Source organism: Demequina lignilytica (genome assembly GCF_030418305.1).
Taxonomy (GTDB): domain Bacteria; phylum Actinomycetota; class Actinomycetes; order Actinomycetales; family Demequinaceae; genus Demequina; species Demequina lignilytica.
The window spans coordinates 37347-56247 of sequence record NZ_JAUHPX010000010.1 but is presented as its reverse complement, the minus strand read 5'-3'; the positions used below and the strand labels follow the sequence as shown (position 1 = coordinate 56247).

Sequence of the window (18901 nt, the reverse complement as noted above, 5' to 3'; positions counted from 1 at the left end):
TCACCCCTTCACTGCGCCGGAGGTCATGCCGGCGACGATCTGTCGGTTGAAGATGATGTACATCACGAGCATCGGGATGGTGATGAGCAGGATGTCCATGAACAGGAAGTTCCATTGCGCGTTGAACTGGCCGAGGAAGTTGTAGACGGTCAGCTGCACGGTCGCGCCCTTGTCTCCCGGCAGGAAGTACAGGGGGTTCTGGAAGTCGTTGAACACGAACACCGACTGGACCACGATCACGGTGACGATCACGGAGCGCAGCAGCGGGAAGATCACCTGGAAGAACAGCCTGAGCGGGCCTGCTCCGTCCATGATCGCCGCCTCGTCGAGCTCCCGGGGGATGGTCGCGACGAAGGCGCGGAACATGAGCACGCAGAACGCCATGCCGAAGGCGACCTCGACCAGGATCAGTCCGTGGAGGGTCTTGTAGATCCCCAGCGACTGCATCACCCAGATGGTCGGGACCACAGCCGGCGGCACGATCAGCCCGGCGAGCACCAGGAAGTTGATGAACGGGTTCCAGCGGCTCTTGCGACGCTGGAGCACGTAGCCGACCAGCGCGGAGACCACGACCATGAGGGTGACGGAGCCCACCGTGAGGATGGTCGAGTTGATGAAGGCCGTGACCAGGATGTAGTCGCGGGCCTGGATGACCTCGACCAGGTTCTCGACGAAGTGCCACTCTGTGGGCCACGAGAACTGGAGCAGCGAGGCCTCCTGACCGCTCTTCGAGGCGGTGAGGAAGATGAAGGCGAACGGCACGATGAACACGACGGTGGTCACGACGATGCCGAGGAGCCCGCCCACCCACTTGTAGGTGCGGTTGAGCTTGGGGGTACCGGCGGCGGTGGTCATCGGTCGACCTCCTTGCGGTTGAGGAACCAGAACAGCGGGATGACGATCGCCGCGACCAGGACGAAGAGGACCACGTTGCCCGCGGTCGAGAGTCCGTAGAAGCCCGCCTGGTACTGCTTGTAGACCATGGACGCGAGCACGTCGGAGCTGAATCCGGGGCCGCCGCCGGTCATGGTCCAGATCAACGCGAAGGAGCGCAGACCGCCGATCAGCGACAGGATGATGACGGTGGTGGTGGCCGGCCGCATCAGCGGCAGCGTCACGTGCCGGAAGGACTTGACGGCGCTCGCGCCGTCGACCTTGGCCGCCTCGAAGTACTCCTGCGGGATCGCGACGATGCCCGCGATGTAGATGAGCGTGGCGATGCCCACGCCGGCCCACACGTCGACGAAGGCCACCGAGAAGAGCGCGAGGTCAGGATCGGTCAGCCACCCCGGGCCGTCGATGCCCACCCCCGCAAGGACGTTGTTGATGAGGCCGTCGAACGGGTCCATCAGCACCCTGAAGGTCACGCCGACGCCGACCGCGGATACCAGGACCGGGAAGAACACCACCGAGCGGAGGTAGCCGCGCGCGATGATCTGGCTCGACAGGAACACCGCGAAGAGCAGGCCTAGGACCACCTTGAGGCCCGAGGTGATCACGGCGTACAGGAGCGTGTGGATCAGGCTCTGGAAGAGGTACGGCTCGGAGAAGAAGGTGACGAAGTTGTCGAGCCCGATGAACTCCGAGTCGAAGATGGTCCAGCGCGTCAGCGCGAAGTAGAACGATGCGAACGTGGGGGCCACGAAGAGCACGCCGTAGATGATCGCCGCCGGTAGGTAGAACCACATCGGGTACGGGCTGCGCTTCTTGTCGCGCCGCGTCCGCGCGGTCGGGCTCTCCGGTTCCGGAGGCGTGGCCTGGGTGCGAGGGAGGGTGTCGGTCATGAGAGTGCTCCGCCGGGTCTCCGGGTCCCGGCCGTGGCCGGGACCCGGAGACGTGATGGGTGAGGTGCGGAGGGCTTACCAGCCCTCGAGGCCCAGCTGCTGGGCCTGCTTCTCCACGTCCTGGTCGTAGAGCGCGGCGCCGTCCTCGGCGGTGCGGATGCCGGAGCCGACCTCGACGGTGATCTGCTCGAGGGCAGGGCCCTTGATGGGCGAGACGAACTCGAGGGCCGGGCCCGTGTTGTTCGCGTCGAAGTACGGGAGCATGTCGGCGACCATCTGCGGGACGTCGTCGGGCAGCGTGCAGCCGTCCACGAAGTACGGACCCTGGGCGCCCACGGCCTCGGTCTGGATGTCGCATGCCTCGGGCGTGGCGACGAAGTTCATGAAGTCCTTCACCACGTCGGCGTGCTCGGTCGTGTTCGGCGCGTAGATGCCGGCGCCGAGCCAGGTGGTCAGCGGGCTGTCGGTCGACGCGCCCGGGAGAGCGAAGAAGCCCACGTCGTCGACGTTGTCCGGCGAGTTCGCGATGACCTCGGCGAGCGCGAAGGTCAGCATCGGGTAGTGAGCGCCCTCACCCTGCGCCACCATGCGGACGCCGTCCGCGAAGGTGGCCGAGGCGAAGTCCTCGTTGAGGTAGCCGGCCTCGTAGACCTCCTGCTGGTGCACGAAGCCGTCAATGGCGGGCGAGCCGTCCGCGTACTTGGCCTCGTTCGCCGTGTACTTGTCCGCCCACTCCGGATCGGCCTTGAGCACGTTGGCGAAGTCGCCCAGCACGAACAGCTGCGACGTCCACGTGTCGGCGAAGGTCTGGATGACCGGGACCTTGCCGGCGTCGAGGATCGCCTGGTTGTTGTCCATGAACTCGTCCCAGCTGGTGGGAACCTCGAGACCGAGCTCCTCGTACATCGGGATGTTGTACATGACGCCGCCGCCCATGGCGGTACCCGCGGGCACGCCGTAGAGCGAGCCGTCCGCGGTCACGCCCGCCTTGAACGTGTCCTGGATCGCGCCCGCGTTCGGCAGGTCGTCGATCGGCAGCAGCGTCCTGGTCGGCGCGAGCGCCTGGAACAGCGAGCCCGAGTTGTAGAAGAACAGGTCCGACATCTCGCCGGTCTGGAGACGGGTCTTGACGATGTTGTCGCCGTCACCGCCGCCGGGACGCTCCTCCACCGCGAACGTCACGTTCGGGTGCTCAGCCGTGTAGGCCGCGGTGAGCGCGTTGACCACGCCCACGCTGGTCTCGGTGTTGTCGACCAGGAAGGAGAGCTCCACCGGCTCCATGGCGTCGGTGGTCTCGCCCGAGCTGGACGAGTCGGGGCTCGACGAGCCCGATGAGCAGGCGGCCAGGCTGAGGGCCGAGACCGCGATCAGTGCCGGCAGCCCGTAGGCGGCTCGGCGGTGAGAGAAAGGCATCCTTGTCCTCCATCCGCGGCGAAGCCTCCTTGCTCCGCCGTTGAACCGATTCAAGCACAGAGGACCTAGGTCCCGCCAGTGGTCGTGTAACGATTCAATAACTCCCCGACGATACACATGTCAAGCAACCATGGATGCGGCACCCTCAGGGCTGCGTCGACGCCCGGATCACGAGGCTCGGCTCGAACACCACGTGCCGCGCGGTCGCGCGGTCCGGACGCTCCCCCTGCTCGAGGATGAGCTCGACCGCGGTCGAGCCGATCAGCTCGCGCGGCTGCCGCACCGAGGTGATCGGGACCACCGCGGAGGCGGCGAAGGAGATGTCGTCGTAGCCGACCAGCGCCACCTCGTCGGGCACCTGCACCGGGTCGGGGCCGAACAGCAGCGCACGCTCGACGCCGATCGCCAGCAGGTCGTTGGCCGCGACGATCCCGTCGATGCCGGTCTCGCGCACGAGCGCGCGCAGCACCTCGCCCGCACGCCGACCCTCGTCGAGCGACATCTCGTCGGTGCCGACCAGGTGAAGACTCGCACCCTCGACGGCGGCGACGGCCTCGGAGGCGCCCCGATGGCGGTCCGCTACCTGCCGGATCCGCAGGGGCCCGCCGACGAACGCGAGCCGGCGGCGGCCCAGGTCGAGCAGGTGACGCGCCGCGAGCGCGCCGCCCGCCACGTCGTCGACCGAGACCGACGGGAAGCCGGACGTTCCGGCCTCGCGGTCCACGAGCACCACCGGGATGCCGCGGTCGCGCGCGAGCTCGAGCCGGGACAGGTCGTCCTCGACCGGCGAGATCAGGAGCCCGCCGACCCGCTGCTCCTCGAAGACCTCGAGATGGCTGGCCTCGCGCTCAGGGGACTCGTCGGAGTTGGCCAGGAGCACGGTGTAGCCGTCCTCGGCCGCCCGCGCCTCCGCGCCTCGCGCGACGTCGGTGAAGAACGGGTTGGCCACGTCGAGCACCACAAGCGCGAGCGCGCGGCTGCGCCCGGCGCGAAGCTGGCGCGCGGCCGCGTTCGGCACGTACCCGAGCTCGTCGATCGCGCGGTGCACGCGCTCGACGGTGTCGGGCTTGACGTGATCGGGTCGGTTCAGGACATTCGAGACGGTACCGACGGACACGCCCGCCATCGCCGCGACCTCGCGCACGCTCACCGCCACCGTCCCACCTCCTCGACCCGGGTGCCGCCAGGATACTGAAACCTTCCACGCTGGCCGCCACCGGCCCGCCGGAGCAGCCCCACACGCGCCCGACTTGACCGCAGCCCCGCACGCGCCTAGAGTTTGAATCGTTTCAACACGGCGGATGCGCCGTGACCGCACTGACCCGGGCAAGGGCGCCGCCGACGGCGCGGCCCGCCCCGGGCCGGACTCGAAGGAGAGACACGATGGCCTTCAGCAGCCACGTCGCCAGCCGACTCGAGGAGCAGGCCATCGAGCTGCCCTCGTGGGCCTTCGGCAACTCGGGCACCCGCTTCCGGGTGTTCGGCACCCCGGGCACCCCGCGCGACCCGTTCGAGAAGATCTCGGACGCCGCCCAGGTCCACAAGTTCACGGGCCTGTCCCCGAGCGTCGCGCTCCACATCCCGTGGGACAAGGTCGACGACTACGCGGTGCTGCGCAGGCACGCGGAGGACGAGGGCGTGGCGCTCGGCACCATCAACTCGAACACGTTCCAGGACGAGGACTACAAGCTGGGCTCCCTGGCGCACCGGGACGACCGCATCCGCCGCAAGGCGATCGACCACCACCTCGAGTGCATCGACATCATGGACGCCACCGGGTCGCGCGACCTCAAGATCTGGCTCGCGGACGGCACGAACTACGCGGGTCAGGACGACATGCGCGGCCGCCAGGACCGCATGGCCGAGGCTCTGCAGGAGATCTACGACCGGATCGGCGAGCACCAGCGCCTGGTGCTCGAGTACAAGATCTTCGAGCCGGCGTTCTATCACATGGACGTGCCGGACTGGGGCACCTCCTACGCTCAGGTGGCCGCGCTCGGCGACCGCGCGACCGTGTGCCTCGACACCGGTCACCACGCTCCGAGCACCAACATCGAGTTCATCGTGATGCAGCTGCTGCGCCTGGGGAAGCTCGGGTCCTTCGACTTCAACTCGCGCAACTACGCGGACGACGACCTGATCGTCGGCGCCGCGGACCCGTTCCAGCTGTTCCGCATCCTGGTCGAGGTGCTGCGCGGCGGCGGCTACGGCAAGGACGGCGACACGGCGTTCATGCTCGACCAGTGCCACAACATCGAGGACAAGATCCCGGGCCAGATCCGCTCGGTGCTGAACGTCCAGGAGATGACGGCGCGCGCGCTGCTCGTCGACCGCGAGGCCCTCACCGCCGCGCAGGTCGAGGGCGACGTGCTCAAGGCGAACGGCATCCTCATGGACGCGTTCTACACCGACGTGCGCCCCGACCTCGCTGCCTGGCGTGAGGAGCGCGGCCTGCCCGCCGACCCGATGAAGGCCTTCGCCGACTCCGGCTACCTGGCGCAGATCGCCGCCGACCGCGTCGGCGGAGTCCAGGCCGGCTGGGGCGCCTGAGCCCCGCCGCGGGGCGCGCGGCACCTCCCTGCCCGTGCGCCCCGCGGCCCTCCCGCATCGTCCCGACCCCACCACCAGACCCCTCCCGAAAGGCACCACCGTGACCGTCCCCACGTCCGCGGCCGCATCGCACACCACGGCCGACCAGCTCATCGCCCGCTCGAACCGCCTGGGCGCCGACCCGAAGAACACCAACTACGCGGGCGGCAACACGTCCGCCAAGGGCCTCGCGGCCGACCCCGTGACGGGCGAGGACGTCGAGCTCCTCTGGGTCAAGGGCTCCGGCGGCGACCTCGGCACGCTGGGCACGAACGGGCTCGCCGTGCTGCGCCTCGACCGCCTCCGAGGCCTGGTCGACACCTACCCCGGCGTCGAGCGTGAGGACGAGATGGTCGAGGCCTTCGACTACTGCCTCCACGGCCGCGGCGGTGCCGCGCCCTCGATCGACACCGCCATGCACGGCCTGGTCGACGCCCCGCACATCGACCACCTGCACCCCGACGCCGGCATCGCGATCGCGACCGCGGTGGACGGCCCCGAGCTCACGCAGCGCATCTTCGGCGACGCCGTCGTGTGGGTGCCGTGGCGCCGTCCCGGCTTCCAGCTCGGCCTCGACATCGCGGCGATCAAGGCGGAGAACCCGCAGGCGATCGGCTGCATCCTGGGCGGCCACGGCATCACCGCGTGGGGGGAGACCTCCGACGAGTGCGAGGCGCGCTCGCTGCAGATCATCGACACGGCCGCCGCGTACATCGAGGCCAACGGCCGACCCGAGCCCTTCGGCCCCGCGCTCGCCGGCTACGGCGCCCTGCCGGAGGCCGAGCGTCGCGCCAAGGCCGCCGCCCTCGCCCCCGTGATCCGCGGTCTCGCGTCCATGGACGCGCCGCAGGTGGGTCACTTCACCGATGCCGACGTGGTGCTCGACTTCCTTAGCTCCGCCGAGCACCCGCGCCTGGCGGCGCTCGGCACCTCCTGCCCCGACCACTTCCTGCGCACCAAGGTCAAGCCGATGGTGCTCGACCTGCCCGCGGACGCCCCCGTCGAGGACTGCATCGCCCGCCTCAAGGAGCTGCACGCCTCCTACCGCGAGGACTACCAGGCCTACTACGACGCGTATGCGGCCGAGGACTCCCCCGCGATCCGCGGCGCGGACCCGGCGATCGTGCTGGTGCCCGGCGTCGGCATGTTCTCCTTCGGCCGCAACAAGCAGACCGCACGCGTCGCGGGCGAGTTCTACGTCAACGCGATCAACGTGATGCGCGGCGCCGAGTCGCTCTCCACCTACGCCCCGATCTCGGACGCCGAGAAGTTCGCGATCGAGTACTGGGCGCTCGAGGAGGCCAAGCTCCAGCGGATGCCCAAGCCCAAGTCGCACGCCACCCGCGTCGCGTTCGTGACCGGCGCCGCGTCCGGCATCGGCAAGGCCATCGCCACCCGCCTGGCCGCCGAGGGCGCGTGCGTGGTGATCGCGGACCTCGACCTCGCCAAGGCGCAGGAGGCCGCGGCCGAACTCGGCGGACCGGACGTCGCCGTGGGCGTGGCCGCGAACGTCTCCGACCCGGCCGCCGTGCAGGCCGCGATCGACGAGGCCGTGCTCGCCTTCGGCGGCGTCGACCTGGTGATCAACAACGCCGGCCTGTCGCTGTCGAAGCCGCTGCTCGAGACCACCGAGAAGGACTGGGACCTGCAGCACGACGTGATGGCGAAGGGCTCGTTCCTGGTCTCCCAGGCGGCCGCCCGCGCGATGATCGCCCAGGAGATGGGCGGCGACATCGTCTACATCGCGTCCAAGAACTCCGTGTTCGCGGGCCCGAACAACATCGCCTACTCCGCCACCAAGGCGGACCAGGCGCACCAGGTGCGCCTGCTGGCCGTCGAGCTCGGCGAGTTCGGCATCAAGGTCAACGGCATCAACCCCGACGGCGTGGTCCGCGGCTCCGGCATCTTCGCCGGCGGCTGGGGCGCCAACCGTGCGAAGACCTACGGGATCGAGGAGGACGACTTGGGCAAGTTCTACGCTCAGCGCACCATCCTGAAGCGCGAGGTGCTCCCCGAGCACGTCGCCAACGCGGCCGCCATGATCACCGGCCCCGACATGACGCACACGACCGGCCTGCACGTCCCCGTGGACGCCGGCGTGGCGGCGGCCTTCCTCCGATGACGGCGGCGGTCGCCGCGGTCGACCTGGGCGCGACCTCCGGGCGCGTCATGGTCGGGCAGGTGGGTCCCGAGACCCTCGAGCTCCGCCAGGTGGGCCGGTTCCCCAACGGGCCGGTCCGCACGCCGGACGGCCTGCACTGGAACCTCCAGCAGCTCTTCTCCCACGTGCTCGACGGGCTGCGCTCGGCGTCGCGCTGGGACGAGTCGATCGCCTCGATCGGCATCGACTCGTGGGCCGTCGACTACGCGCTGCTGCGCGGCGGACGCGTGCTCGGGGAGCCCTTCCACTACCGCGACGACCGCACCGCCCGCGGGGTCGACCTGGTCCACGGCCAGGCCCCGTTCTCGACCCTGTACGCCCGCAACGGCCTCCAGTTCCTGCCGTTCAACACCGTGTACCAGCTCGCGGTCGAGCGCGAGGCGGGCATGCTCGACGTCGCGGACCGCATGCTGCTGGTCCCCGACCTCATGGCCCACTACCTGACGGGAGCGGAGGTCGCCGAGGCGACCAACGCCTCCACCACGGGCCTCCTCGACGTCACCACTCAGGAGTGGGACGGCGAGCTGATGGACCTGCTGGGCCTGCCGCGCCGGCTGTTCCCGCGCATCGTCCACCCCGGCGAGCGGATCGGGACGCTGCTGCCCCACGTCGCCGACGTCACGGGCCTCGCCGCCGCCACCCCGGTGGTCGCGGTCGGGTCGCACGACACGGCCTCGGCCGTGGTCGCGACCCCGATGACGGAGCCGGGCGGCGCCTACATCTCCTGCGGCACCTGGGGGCTCGTGGGCGTCGAGACGGAGACACCGATCCTCACCCGGACCGCCGAGCACGCGAACTTCACCAACGAGGGCGGCGTCGACGGCCGCACGCGTTTCCTGCACAACGTCATGGGCCTGTGGATCCTCAGCGAGACCATCCGCTGGTGGGAGCGGGACGGCGAGACGGTCGACCTGCAGAAGCTGCTCGCGCAGGCGGCCGCCGTGCCGGCATGCGAGCACATCTTCGATGCGAACGATGCGGTGTTCAGCCCGCCCGGCGACATGCCGGGGCGCATCGCGGGATGGCTGGGCGAGCGGGGCCTGCAGGTGCCGGCGTCGCGGGCGGAGATGGCACGGTGCATCATCGAGAGCCTCGCGCAGGCGTTCGCCGACGCGGTGCACGATGCGGGCGCGCTGTCGGCGCAGGAGGTGCGCCGGATCCACATCACCGGCGGCGGCTCGCTCAACGAGCTCCTGTGCCAGCGCACCGCGGACCGCTCGGGCCTGCCCGTCATGGCAGGTCCCGTCGAGGCCACCGCGATCGGCAACGTGCTGGTCCAGGGCCGCGCGCTGGGCGCGATCACCGGCTCCCTCGAGTCGCTGCGCGACCTGGTCGCGCGTACGTTCAAGCCACGAGTGTTCGAACCGAAGGGTCACTGACATGAAGATGGAGCGCCGGATCCCCCGGCCGGCGGACCTCGCGCCGCTCATGCGCTTCAAGAAGCTCGAGACCGACGGCCGCGCGCGGCGCCTCGCGAAGGCGCACACGATCGCGGACCTGCGGGCGATCGCGAAGCGGCGCACCCCCAAGGGCGCGTTCGACTACACGGACGGCGCGGCCGAGCAGGAGCTGTCGCTCGCGCGTGCTCGCCAGGCCTTCCGCGACATCGAGTTCCACCCGGCGATCCTGCGCGACGTGTCGCAGGTCGACACGTCCGTCGAGATCCTCGGTGGCCGCTCCGCGATGCCGTTCGGGATCGCGCCCACCGGCTTCACCCGCATGATGCAGGCCGAGGGCGAGCGCGCCGGAGCCTCGGCCGCGGGCGCGGCCGGGATCCCCTTCTCCCTGTCGACGCTGGGCACCACGGCCCCCGAGGGGGTGCGCGACGCGAACCCCGACGGCCGCAACTGGTTCCAGCTGTACATGCAGAAGGACCGCGACAAGTCGATGCAGCTGATGGCCCGTGCGGCCGACGCCGGCTTCGACACCCTGCTGGTGACGGTCGACGTCCCCGCCGCGGGCGCGCGCCTGCGGGACTACTACAACGGCTTCACCATCCCACCGCAGCTGACCCCGTCCACGGTGCTCAACGCGATCCCGCGCCCGGAGTGGTGGATCAACTTCCTCACCACCGAGCCGCTGACGTTCGCCTCGCTGAGCGAGTGGAACGGCACGGTCGGCGAGCTGCTCGACTCGCTGTTCGACCCCACGGTCGACTTCGACGACCTCGAGTGGATCCGCGACCAGTGGCCCGGGAAGGTCGCGGTCAAGGGCATCCAGACGCTCGACGACGCGAAGGCCGTGGTCGACCGGGGCGTCGACGGCATCGTCCTGTCCAACCACGGCGGGCGCCAGCTCGACCGCGCCCCGATCCCCTTCCGCCTGCTGCCCTCGGTCGCGGCGGAGCTGGGCGACCGCACCGAGATCGTGCTCGATACGGGGATCATGGCGGGCGCCGACATCGTCGCGGCGATCGCCTGCGGCGCCGACTTCACGCTCGTGGGCCGCGCCTACCTCTACGGGCTCATGGCCGGCGGCCGCGAGGGCGTCGACCGGGCGATCCAGATCCTCAGCACCGAGGTCGTGCGGACCATGAAGCTCCTGGGCGTCGCCTCGGTGGCGGAGCTCAACCCCGATCACGTCACGCAGCTGCAGCGGCTGGTGCCGGTGCGCTCCTCCTAGGGGGTCCCGGCCGGGCGGGGTACTGCCTCCCCCCGCCCGGCTGGTATCCTCGTTCGGCCCGGACCTGTCCGGGCGGGCCCCCGTAGCTCAGCGGATAGAGCGCCGGTTTCCGGTACCGTAGGTCGCAGGTTCGATTCCTGTCGGGGGCGCCACAGACAAGGCCCGCTACCAGCGTATTCGCTCGCGGCGGGCCTTCGTCGTCCCGGCGTCCGATCAGGCGCCGACGGTGCTGGCGCGCACCACGAGGCTGGGCGCCATGCCCACCGCTCGATGACGGTGACGTGGGTCCTCAGCCTCCTCGAAGAGCATGGTCGCCGCCTCCTCGCCCATCGCCGCGCCGGGCTGCCGGACGGTGGTGAGCGGGGTGGGGCTGTCCCACGCCTCCTGGTTGTCGTCGTACCCGATCAGCGCGACGTCCTCGGGGATCCGCAGGGAGGAGCCGGCGGTGAGGGCCTGGGCGAGACCCGCGGCGACCAGGTCCGCCATCGCGAAGATCCCGTCGATCTCGCCCGCCTCGATACGCGACCGCCACTCCTGGCCGACCAGCCAGCCGTCGGACCGGCGCACGCCGTCGACCTCGGCGCGCGCCACGATCGACGCGCCGGTGCCCGCGAGCGCGTCCTCGAACCCCTCGAGACGCTCGTCGACGGGCTGAAGCTCACGCGGGGCCGCGACCACGGCCAGGCGGCGGCGCCCGATCTCCACCAGGTGCCGCGCCGCGAGCGCGCCGCCCTCGACGTTGTTCGCGTGGACCGAGCACCGATCGACGCCGTCCCCGTGGAAGTCGACGAAGACCAGCGGCCGTTCCCCGCGGTGATGCTCGACCAGGCTCCGGAAGTGACGGTCGTTGTTGATCGCGACGATCGTGCCGAGCGTCTGCATGGACTCGAACATCGCGAGGTAGCGGCGCTCCTTCGCAAGGTCCGTGTAGGTGTTGGTCAGCAGCACGAAGGCCTGGCGCTCGTCGACCACCGTCTCGACGCCTCGCGCGATCTCCCGGAACAGGGAGTTCGCCACGTCCGAGAGCACCAGCCCCACCGCCGGCGAGGTGCCGACCGCGAGCGATCGCGCCATGCCGTGCGGGATGAAGCTCAGCTCGCGGATCGCCCGCTCGACGCGCTCCCGGGTCTCGGGGGCCACCCGCTCCGGGTGGTTGAGCACGTGCGACACCGTGCCCTTGGACACGCCGGCGCGCGCGGCGACGTCCGCCATGCTCGACCGTGCCGCCCCGGTGCGGCGGCCGCTCGCCCGCTCGTCCACGATCACACTCTAGGGCGCCGGACGCGCCCCGACCCCGCTACTCGCCCGCGGTCTCGGACACCTCGGGCGCCTCGAGCGGGTGCAGTGCCACCGAGTCGGCTACCGCGCGGTCGCCCTCGACGTCGACCTCGCACACGAGGTGCTCCTCGCTCGACAGCCACCACACCACCGTGACGTGGTCGCGAGCCTCCGCGGCGAGGGCGTCCGCCGCGTCGTCGAGCGCGGCGACCTGGTCGTCAGGAAGGTCGGCGACCGGGCTGTCGAGCGCACCCTGCTGGCGCAGGAGGCCGTAGTAGTCGCGCCAGTCGGCGGCCGAGTAGACGTCGCCGGCCTGGATGGTCGGCTGGGCCTCGCCCGAGGCCGCCTGCGCCCCGTAGGCGTCCTCGCAGGCCCTCACCGCATCGGCCTGACCCGCGCTGTAGCCCTGCCGCAGGTTCGACACGACCACCGCGCCGATCACCACCAGCAGGGCGACGCCCGCGGCCACCGCGACGGGCCACCACGCGCGCGGCGGCTCGACGGGCTTCTCGGCGGGCTGAGGGGGCTGCGGCATGGCGACCAGCGTACGGGGCGGTCACGCGCCTTCCGCGCCTACAGTGGGCTCGTGATCGACCTGAGGGACGCGCCCGCCCTGGGGCTGGCCCTGGGCGGCGGCGGCACGCTCGGCGGGGCGCACATCGGCGTCCTGCAGGTGCTTCAGGAGCGTGGCATCACCCCTGCCTACATCGCGGGTACCTCGTCGGGCGCGCTCGTCGGCGCCGCCTACGCGATGGGGATCGACCCGCACCGGCTCGAGGAGCTGCTGCTCGGCATCCGCTGGACCGACGTGGCGCGCGTGCCGCGCCGCCCGGGCGCGGGGCTGCTCGACGCGGAGGCGCTGCGCGCGTCGGTCACCGGCCTGATCGGCGGGGACGTCGCGATCGAGGACATGCCGATGCCGTTCGTCGCGGTCGCGACGGATCTCGCGTCGCGCACGGCGCGGGTGTTCGACCGCGGCTCGCTGATCGACGCCCTGCGCGCCTCCATCTCCGTCCCGGGGGTGTTCCGGCCGGTCCGCATCGACGGCCGCCGGCTCGCCGACGGCGGGCTGATCGCCAACGTGCCGCTCCAGGCCGCCCTCGACATGGGCGCGTCCCCCGTGATCGCGGTCAGGGTCGCGCCCGAGTGGGACGTCCCGGGCTACTCGAGCGCGGCCGCGCTGCGTGCGCTGGAGGCCCGGCCCGACGTGCTGGCGATCGCGCCGAACCTCCGCGGCCGCCAGTGGTGGCAGACCAAGGACCTCGACCGCGTGGTGGAGGCCGGGCGCGCGGCGACCGAGGCGGCGCTGGAGGAGTGAGCGGCGCTCAGTCGTCGTGGGCCCGCAGCTCGAGCACGGTGTCGACGCCGAGCTCCTCGAAGTAGGCGAGCGTCGCGCGCGAGGTCGCGAGCAGCGGGCGCAGCGGGCGTCCGGGCCGGGCGGCGGCTCCACCAGCGGTCGCCTCGAGCGAGCGCGCGATCCCCGCCGCGGCCACGGTGAGCAGCTCGATCGCGGGACGCACCGGCGTCTCATCGATGGGCACCACCGCGCCGAGCGCCGCGTGCACCCGCCCGGTCGAGTCGATCACGGGCACCGCGATGCCGCGGGAGGCCTCGTGGATCGCGCCGTCGAGCACCGCGTAGCCGTCGCGCCGCGCGTCGGCCACCCGGGCGCGCAGCTCGCGCGCGTCCGCGATCGCGCGCGCCGTGGGCCGCGACCAGTGCCCCGCCGCGACCTCGTCGAGCAGCGCCTCCGGCGCGTGAGCGAGCAGCACCAGGCCGCTCGAGCTGAGGGGCAACGCGATACGCGCGCCGATCAGCGTGGCGTTCACCACGGCGTCGGGCGCGGAGAGGCGCTCGATGAAGAGCACGTCGTGCCCGCTGAGCACGCCCAGCTGGATGTGCTGGCGCAGCCGCGCATGCACCACGCCCATCCAGGGCCGGGCGAGCTCCCGCAGGCCCGCCGCGCCGGGCGTCCGGGTCGCCAGCTCCCACAGCCGCAGACCGGGCCGGTAGCGCCGGTCACCGACCGGCTCGAGCAGGCCCTCCTCGGCGAGCTCGGCGACCAGACGATGCGCGGTGGACAAGGGCAGCGCCGCCGCGGCGGCGATCTCGCTGAGCGTGAGATCGCCCGTGAGGGGCCCGAAGGCTCCCAGGACGCGCAGGTGCCTGCTGAGCGCGGACCTCCCCGCCGAACCTCGCGCCATCGCGTGCCTCCCGGCCCCACCGTACCCGACCTTCCGTTGAATGGAAGGATCGCTCCCGGGAGGGACGATGCGCGGCCTACCGTCGGAGTCGATCAACGACGATCGCGCACCGGCAAGGAGGCCACGTGCTCACCGCAGAACCCCTCGCTCCCGAGGCCCCGGCCCAGGCCGGCGTCCGCACCGTCACCGTGGCGCGCCGCCACCAGGTCGCCGACGACGTGGTGGAGCTGGTGCTCCGCCGACCCGACGGCGGACGGCTGCCCGACTGGGCTCCCGGCGCCCACATCGACCTGGTGCTGCCCGATGGTCGCAGCCGCCAGTACTCGCTCTGCGGCGACCGCTGGGACGCGCACACGTACACCATCGCCGTGCTGCTCGACCCCGCGGGACGCGGCGGATCCCGGTACATCCACGAGCACGTCAGCGAGGGCGACACCCTCACGTTCGCCGGACCGCGCAACAACTTCCGGATGGCTCCGTCCGCGCGCCAGCTCTTCGTCGCCGGCGGCATCGGCATCACGCCGCTGATCCCGATGATCGAGCAGGCCGAGCTGCTCGGGACGGACTGGCACCTCCTCTACCTGGGCCGCAGCCACGCCCACCTGGCGTACCTCCGCGAGCTCGCGCGCCACTCCGGCCGGATCACCGTGCACTGCAAGGATACGGACGGCCGCGCCGACCTCGACGCGTGGATCCCCACGGACCCCGCGGTGCGCGTCTACGCGTGCGGCCCGGAGCGGCTCCTGGACGCGGTCGAGGCCTGGGCGCCCGCCCTCGAGCACGCCCCCCGCGTCGAGCGGTTCGTGGCCCGGCTCGACGACCGCCCCTCCCGCGCCTTCGAGGTGATCGCGGCCCGCTCCGGCGCCGCCGCCACGGTCGGCGAGCACGAGACGGTGGTGGACGCGCTCCGCCGGGTCGGCGTCGACGTCATCACCTCCTGCGCGCAGGGCGTGTGCGGCACCTGCGAGACCGACGTGGTCGACGGACGCCCCGACCACCGTGACTCGGTCCTCGACGAGCGGACCCGTGCGGAGGGCACCTGCCTGCTCCCCTGCGTGAGCCGCTGCCTCGACTCCCGCCTGGTCCTCGACGTCTGATCCCCCTGCCCCCGCATCGTCCCTCCGGAGGAATCCCATGACCGCCGCCATCGACACCACGATCCCGACCTCGGACGTCGACCCCTTCTCCCCCGAGTTCCTCGCCGACCCCTGGCCGTTCGTCACCGAGCTGCGCGAGATGGCGCCGGTGGTCCACCTCGAGCGCCACGACGTCCACGCGATCGGGCGCTACGCGGACGTGCACCGCGCGCTCACCGACTGGCAGTCGCTGCAGTCCGCCGCGGGCGTCGGGCTGTCGAACTTCAACCACGAGAAGCCGTGGCGGCCGCCGAGCGTGCTGCTCGAGGCCGACCCGCCGAAGCATGACGCCCCGCGGCACGTGCTGCAGGAGATCCTCTCGCCGCGCAGCCTGCGCGCGCTCGAGGAGCGCTGGCGGGCGGACGCGCACACGCTGGTGGACGAGGTGCTCGCCCGCGGCACGGCCTTCGACGCCGTGACCGCTCTCGCCGAGGTGTTCCCCCTGCGTGTGTTCCCCGACGCCGTCGGGCTCGGACCCGACGGGCGCGAGAACCTCCTGCCCTACGGCGACTTCGCGTTCAACGCGTTCGGCCCTCAGGAGGGCCTGGTCGCGAAGGCCGCGCCCACCATCGGCCCGACCATCGAGTGGATCGGCGAGCAGTGCCGCCGCGAGAACCTCGCCGACGGCGGGTTCGGGTGCCAGATCTGGGAGGCGTCCGACCACGGCGACATCACGCCCGAGCAGGCGCCGCTGATGGTCCGCTCCCTGCTCACGGCGGGGGTCGACACCACCGTGACCGGGATCGCCGCCGTGGTGCACGCCGTGGCGACCACGCCGGGCGCGTGGGAGCGGCTGCGGGCGCATCCCGAGCTCCTGCCCCGCGCCTTCGAGGAGGCCGTGCGCCTGGCGTCACCGGTGCAGACCTTCTTCCGCACCACCAAGGTGCCGACCACCATCGCAGGCATCACGCTGCCGGCCGACCGCAAGGTGCTGATGTTCCTGGGCGCGGCGAACCGCGACCCGCGCCGCTGGGAGCATCCCGACGCGTTCGACCTGGACCGCGACCCGTCGGGGCACGTCGGCTTCGGCATGGGGATCCACCAGTGCGTGGGCCAGCACGTGGCGCGCCTGGAGGCGACCGCGGTGCTGGGCGCGCTGCTCGAGCGGGTCGCACGCATCGACCTCACCGGGCCGGTGGTCCACCACCCGAACAACACCCTGCGCGGCTTCGAGAGCGTGCCGGTCGAGGTGACGCTCGCCTGAGACGCGTCCGGCTCGTCCCGCCTGAGCGGGACGAGCCGGAGCGGCGGGACGATGCGCGGCTACAGGCGCGCGTCCCAGTAGCCCATGAACGGGTCGACCGGGTCGATGCCGCGGAACTCGCTCTCGCCCGTGAGCTTCGCGGCGACGGCCTCGAGCGTCGCGGGGTTGCCCGCGTACGCGTTGATGTACGTCTTCACGCGGGGCACGTCCTGCAGGTGGAACGGGTTCGCGACCGAGACGACGATGGTGGGGACCTCGTGCGTGAAGCGCGGGAGGTTGGCCGCCGTCCAGAAGGTCCACTCGAGGCGGGCCGTCGGATGGTTCGAGGTGGGCGGCACGTCGGCCACGTAAATCACCAGGTCGAAGGCACCCGTGAGCGCGTCGCCCACGATGGCGCCGTCGCGGCCGACCGCGCCGAACATGGTGGCCTCGCGCGGCGGGTCCTCGTGGAGGGTGACCTCGAAGCCGCGGCGGGCGAGCGCGTCCACCAGGGCCTCGGCGGGCCGGGTCGACGGCATCGCACCGCCGCGCAGCGAGTACACCAGCACCCGGGGGGTGCGCGCCGGCGACAGCGGGAGCAGCCCCTCCTCCTTGTCCTTCACCAGGGTGACGGCCGCATCGGCCTGCTCGGCGGCCCAGCCCTCGTGCATCCCGCGGTTCACGCCCTCGAGCCCGGGGGTGAGCTCCTCGGCCGTCGCCGCGTGGAGGCCCAGCGCGGCCTTGAGCGCGAGCACGCGGGTCACGGCCTCGTCGAGGCGCTCGGCGGTGATGACGCCCGCCTCGAGACCGGCCAGCATGTGCGCGAAGTCCTCGGCGTACCCGTCGGTGAACAGGAACATGTCGCAGCCGGCGGCGATCGACTGGGGAACCGCCTGGGCGCGCGGCATCGACATCTGCATGCCCGCCATCAGCGTCGCGTCGGTGACCACCAGGCCGTTGAAGCCGAGCCGGTCACGCAGCAGGTCCGTGGTGATCTCGGGCGCGAGCGACGCGGGCAGGATGTCCTCATCGGCGATGCCAGGACGCAGCGCGCGGGAGTACGCGGGCAGGGAGATGTGCGCGGCCATCACGGTGAGCGCACCCGCGTCGATGACGGCCCGGTAGACCTCGCCGAACGTGGCGTCCCATTCCTCGGTGCTCAGGGAGTTGACGGTGGTGACCAGGTGCTGGTCCCGGTCGTCGACGCCGTCGCCGGGCCAGTGCTTGACCGAGGCGGCGACGCCGTTCTCCTGGAGCCCCTTGACGAACTCGACACCCATCCGGCGGACGCGCTCCGGATCCGCGCCGAAGCCGCGGTTGAGCACGATCGGGTTGCGCGGGTCGGTCTGGATGTCGATGATCGGCGAGAACGCCCAGTTGACGCCCATCGCGCGACCCTGCACCGCGCAGACCTCGCCCATCCGGTGGGCCCAGGTCTCGTCGTCGGTGGCGGCCGCCTGCATCGGCGAGCCCATCGACGTCTGGTCGAACGCGGCACCGGAGGCGCCCGCCTCGAGGTTCGCCGCGATCAGCGCGGGCACGGTGAAGCGGTCCTGGATGTAGCGGTTGAGCTCGATGATCTCCGTGCTGAGCGACGGGCGGCGCATGTAGCCGCCGGGCTCGGCGACGGCGAGCTCCGCGTCGATCTGCTCGGTGGTGCCGGGCATGCCGAGCAGGCAGAACAGCTGTCCCACCTTCTGCTCGGTCGTGAGGCCCGCGAGGGTGGACGTCACCCACTCCTGCGCCGCGGCGTCCAGGTGGAACGGTGCGGCGTCGAGCCGGACCCGGGTCGGGGTGGTCATGCGGAGATCTCCTCGGTGGCAGGGGCGGGCGCGCCCGCGAAGGTGATGCCGTGCGACGCGAGCGCGTCGACGGCGTGGAGTCCGGGGATGACGGCGTCCGCCTCGGTGAGCACCGCGGGGTCGCCGATGCCTACCGCCAGCATGCCGCCGGCCTTGGCGGCCCGCACGCCGGCGATGGCGTCCTCGAAGACCACGCAGTCCGCGGGCGCGACGCCGAGGGCCTCCGCCCCCGCGAGGAACACCCGCGGGTGGGGCTTGGCCTCGGTGACGACGGAGCCGTCGATGACGGCGTCGAACAGGTCGCGGATCCCCAGACCGTCGAGGATCATCGGGGCGTTGCGGCTCGCCGAGCCGAGCGCCGTGCGGACACCCTGGGCGCGCAGCGCCTCGAGGCAGTCCAGGGCGCCGGGGAGCATGTCGGCGGGCGTGATCGACGCGATCGCCTCGACGTACCGGGCGTTCTTCTCCGCCGCGAGCCGCTCGGCGGTCGCGTCGTCGACCTCGACCCCGCCGATCCCGAGCACGATCCGGAGCGCGTCCATGCGGCCGACGCCCTTGAGGAGCTCCTCGTCCTGGTCGGCGAGGGCGAAGCCGAGCTCGGCGGCGGTCTCCCGCCAGGCGGCGAAGTGATGCACCGCGGTGTCGACGATCACCCCGTCGAGGTCGAACAGGGCGGCATGGGCGGTCATGAGGGTCCTTCCGTCGTACGGGTGGGCGCGGGCGGGCCGG

General features: G+C 71.8%; 16 protein-coding genes and 1 tRNA gene. 8 read left to right on the top strand and 9 right to left on the bottom strand.

The window, feature by feature from the left end; all coding sequences use genetic code 11:
- The 4 genes from QQX10_RS13250 to QQX10_RS13235 form a co-directional block, all read right to left on the bottom strand.
- Positions 1-855 (bottom strand): carbohydrate ABC transporter permease, encoded by an 855-nt coding sequence (locus QQX10_RS13250; RefSeq protein ID WP_301121794.1) that lies wholly within the window; start codon positions 853-855, stop codon positions 1-3.
- Complete coding sequence (locus QQX10_RS13245; protein WP_439710131.1) at positions 852-1784, bottom strand: carbohydrate ABC transporter permease; 933 nt, start codon at positions 1782-1784, stop codon at positions 852-854. The genes QQX10_RS13250 and QQX10_RS13245 overlap by 4 nt, the downstream gene beginning before the upstream one ends.
- A gap of 75 nt (positions 1785-1859) precedes the next feature.
- Positions 1860-3197 carry an ABC transporter substrate-binding protein gene (locus QQX10_RS13240; protein ID WP_301121796.1) on the bottom strand — a complete coding sequence of 446 codons (1338 nt, stop codon included), beginning with the start codon at positions 3195-3197 and terminating at the stop codon, positions 1860-1862.
- Between the two features lie 145 nt (positions 3198-3342).
- A complete protein-coding gene (locus tag QQX10_RS13235) occupies positions 3343-4353 on the bottom strand; it encodes a LacI family DNA-binding transcriptional regulator (RefSeq protein ID WP_301121798.1) in 1011 nt (336 codons plus the stop codon).
- Between the two features lie 227 nt (positions 4354-4580).
- On the opposite strand from QQX10_RS13235, the gene rhaI reads away from it, so the two are divergent.
- From rhaI to QQX10_RS13210, 5 genes are all read left to right on the top strand, one after another.
- Positions 4581-5747, top strand: a complete 1167-nt coding sequence (gene rhaI, locus QQX10_RS13230) for an L-rhamnose isomerase (protein WP_301121800.1) — start codon at positions 4581-4583, stop codon at positions 5745-5747.
- A 100-nt stretch (positions 5748-5847) separates the two neighbouring features.
- Complete coding sequence (locus QQX10_RS13225; RefSeq protein ID WP_301121802.1) at positions 5848-7908, top strand: bifunctional aldolase/short-chain dehydrogenase; 2061 nt, start codon at positions 5848-5850, stop codon at positions 7906-7908.
- Positions 7905-9326, top strand: a complete 1422-nt coding sequence (locus tag QQX10_RS13220; RefSeq protein WP_301121804.1) for a rhamnulokinase — start codon at positions 7905-7907, stop codon at positions 9324-9326. The genes QQX10_RS13225 and QQX10_RS13220 overlap by 4 nt, the downstream gene beginning before the upstream one ends.
- A 7-nt stretch (positions 9327-9333) precedes the next feature.
- Positions 9334-10569, top strand: a complete 1236-nt coding sequence (locus QQX10_RS13215; RefSeq protein WP_301121869.1) for an alpha-hydroxy acid oxidase — start codon at positions 9334-9336, stop codon at positions 10567-10569.
- A gap of 76 nt (positions 10570-10645) precedes the next feature.
- A tRNA-Arg gene (locus tag QQX10_RS13210) sits at positions 10646-10721 on the top strand.
- A gap of 61 nt (positions 10722-10782) precedes the next feature.
- Here the strand turns inward: QQX10_RS13210 and QQX10_RS13205 are convergent.
- Together QQX10_RS13205 and QQX10_RS13200 are read right to left on the bottom strand one after the other, a co-directional pair.
- Positions 10783-11829, bottom strand: coding sequence for a LacI family DNA-binding transcriptional regulator (locus tag QQX10_RS13205; protein WP_301121806.1), 1047 nt, complete (start codon positions 11827-11829; stop codon positions 10783-10785).
- A 37-nt stretch (positions 11830-11866) separates the two neighbouring features.
- Positions 11867-12382 carry a hypothetical protein gene (locus QQX10_RS13200; RefSeq protein WP_301121808.1) on the bottom strand — a complete coding sequence of 172 codons (516 nt, stop codon included), beginning with the start codon at positions 12380-12382 and terminating at the stop codon, positions 11867-11869.
- Between the two features lie 51 nt (positions 12383-12433).
- Between QQX10_RS13200 and QQX10_RS13195 the strand changes: the two genes are divergently transcribed.
- A complete protein-coding gene (locus QQX10_RS13195; protein WP_301121810.1) occupies positions 12434-13165 on the top strand; it encodes a patatin-like phospholipase family protein in 732 nt (243 codons plus the stop codon).
- A 7-nt stretch (positions 13166-13172) separates the two neighbouring features.
- Here the strand turns inward: QQX10_RS13195 and QQX10_RS13190 are convergent, their stop codons facing one another.
- Positions 13173-14051, bottom strand: coding sequence for an IclR family transcriptional regulator (locus tag QQX10_RS13190; protein ID WP_301121812.1), 879 nt, complete (start codon positions 14049-14051; stop codon positions 13173-13175).
- A gap of 125 nt (positions 14052-14176) precedes the next feature.
- Between QQX10_RS13190 and QQX10_RS13185 the strand changes: the two genes are divergently transcribed.
- Complete coding sequence (locus QQX10_RS13185; RefSeq protein ID WP_301121814.1) at positions 14177-15148, top strand: PDR/VanB family oxidoreductase; 972 nt, start codon at positions 14177-14179, stop codon at positions 15146-15148.
- 37 nt (positions 15149-15185) lie between these two features.
- Entirely contained in the window at positions 15186-16391 is a 1206-nt protein-coding gene (locus tag QQX10_RS13180) for a cytochrome P450 (protein ID WP_301121816.1), read from the top strand.
- A gap of 59 nt (positions 16392-16450) precedes the next feature.
- On the opposite strand, the gene QQX10_RS13175 is transcribed toward QQX10_RS13180, so the two are convergent.
- On the bottom strand, positions 16451-18172 hold the full coding sequence (locus QQX10_RS13175) for a glycoside hydrolase family 3 protein (RefSeq protein ID WP_301121818.1): 1722 nt from the start codon (positions 18170-18172) through the stop codon (positions 16451-16453).
- Positions 18169-18861, bottom strand: coding sequence for a beta-phosphoglucomutase (gene pgmB, locus QQX10_RS13170; RefSeq protein WP_301121820.1), 693 nt, complete (start codon positions 18859-18861; stop codon positions 18169-18171). Before pgmB ends, QQX10_RS13175 begins: the two co-directional genes overlap by 4 nt.
- Positions 18862-18901 lie beyond the last annotated feature (40 nt).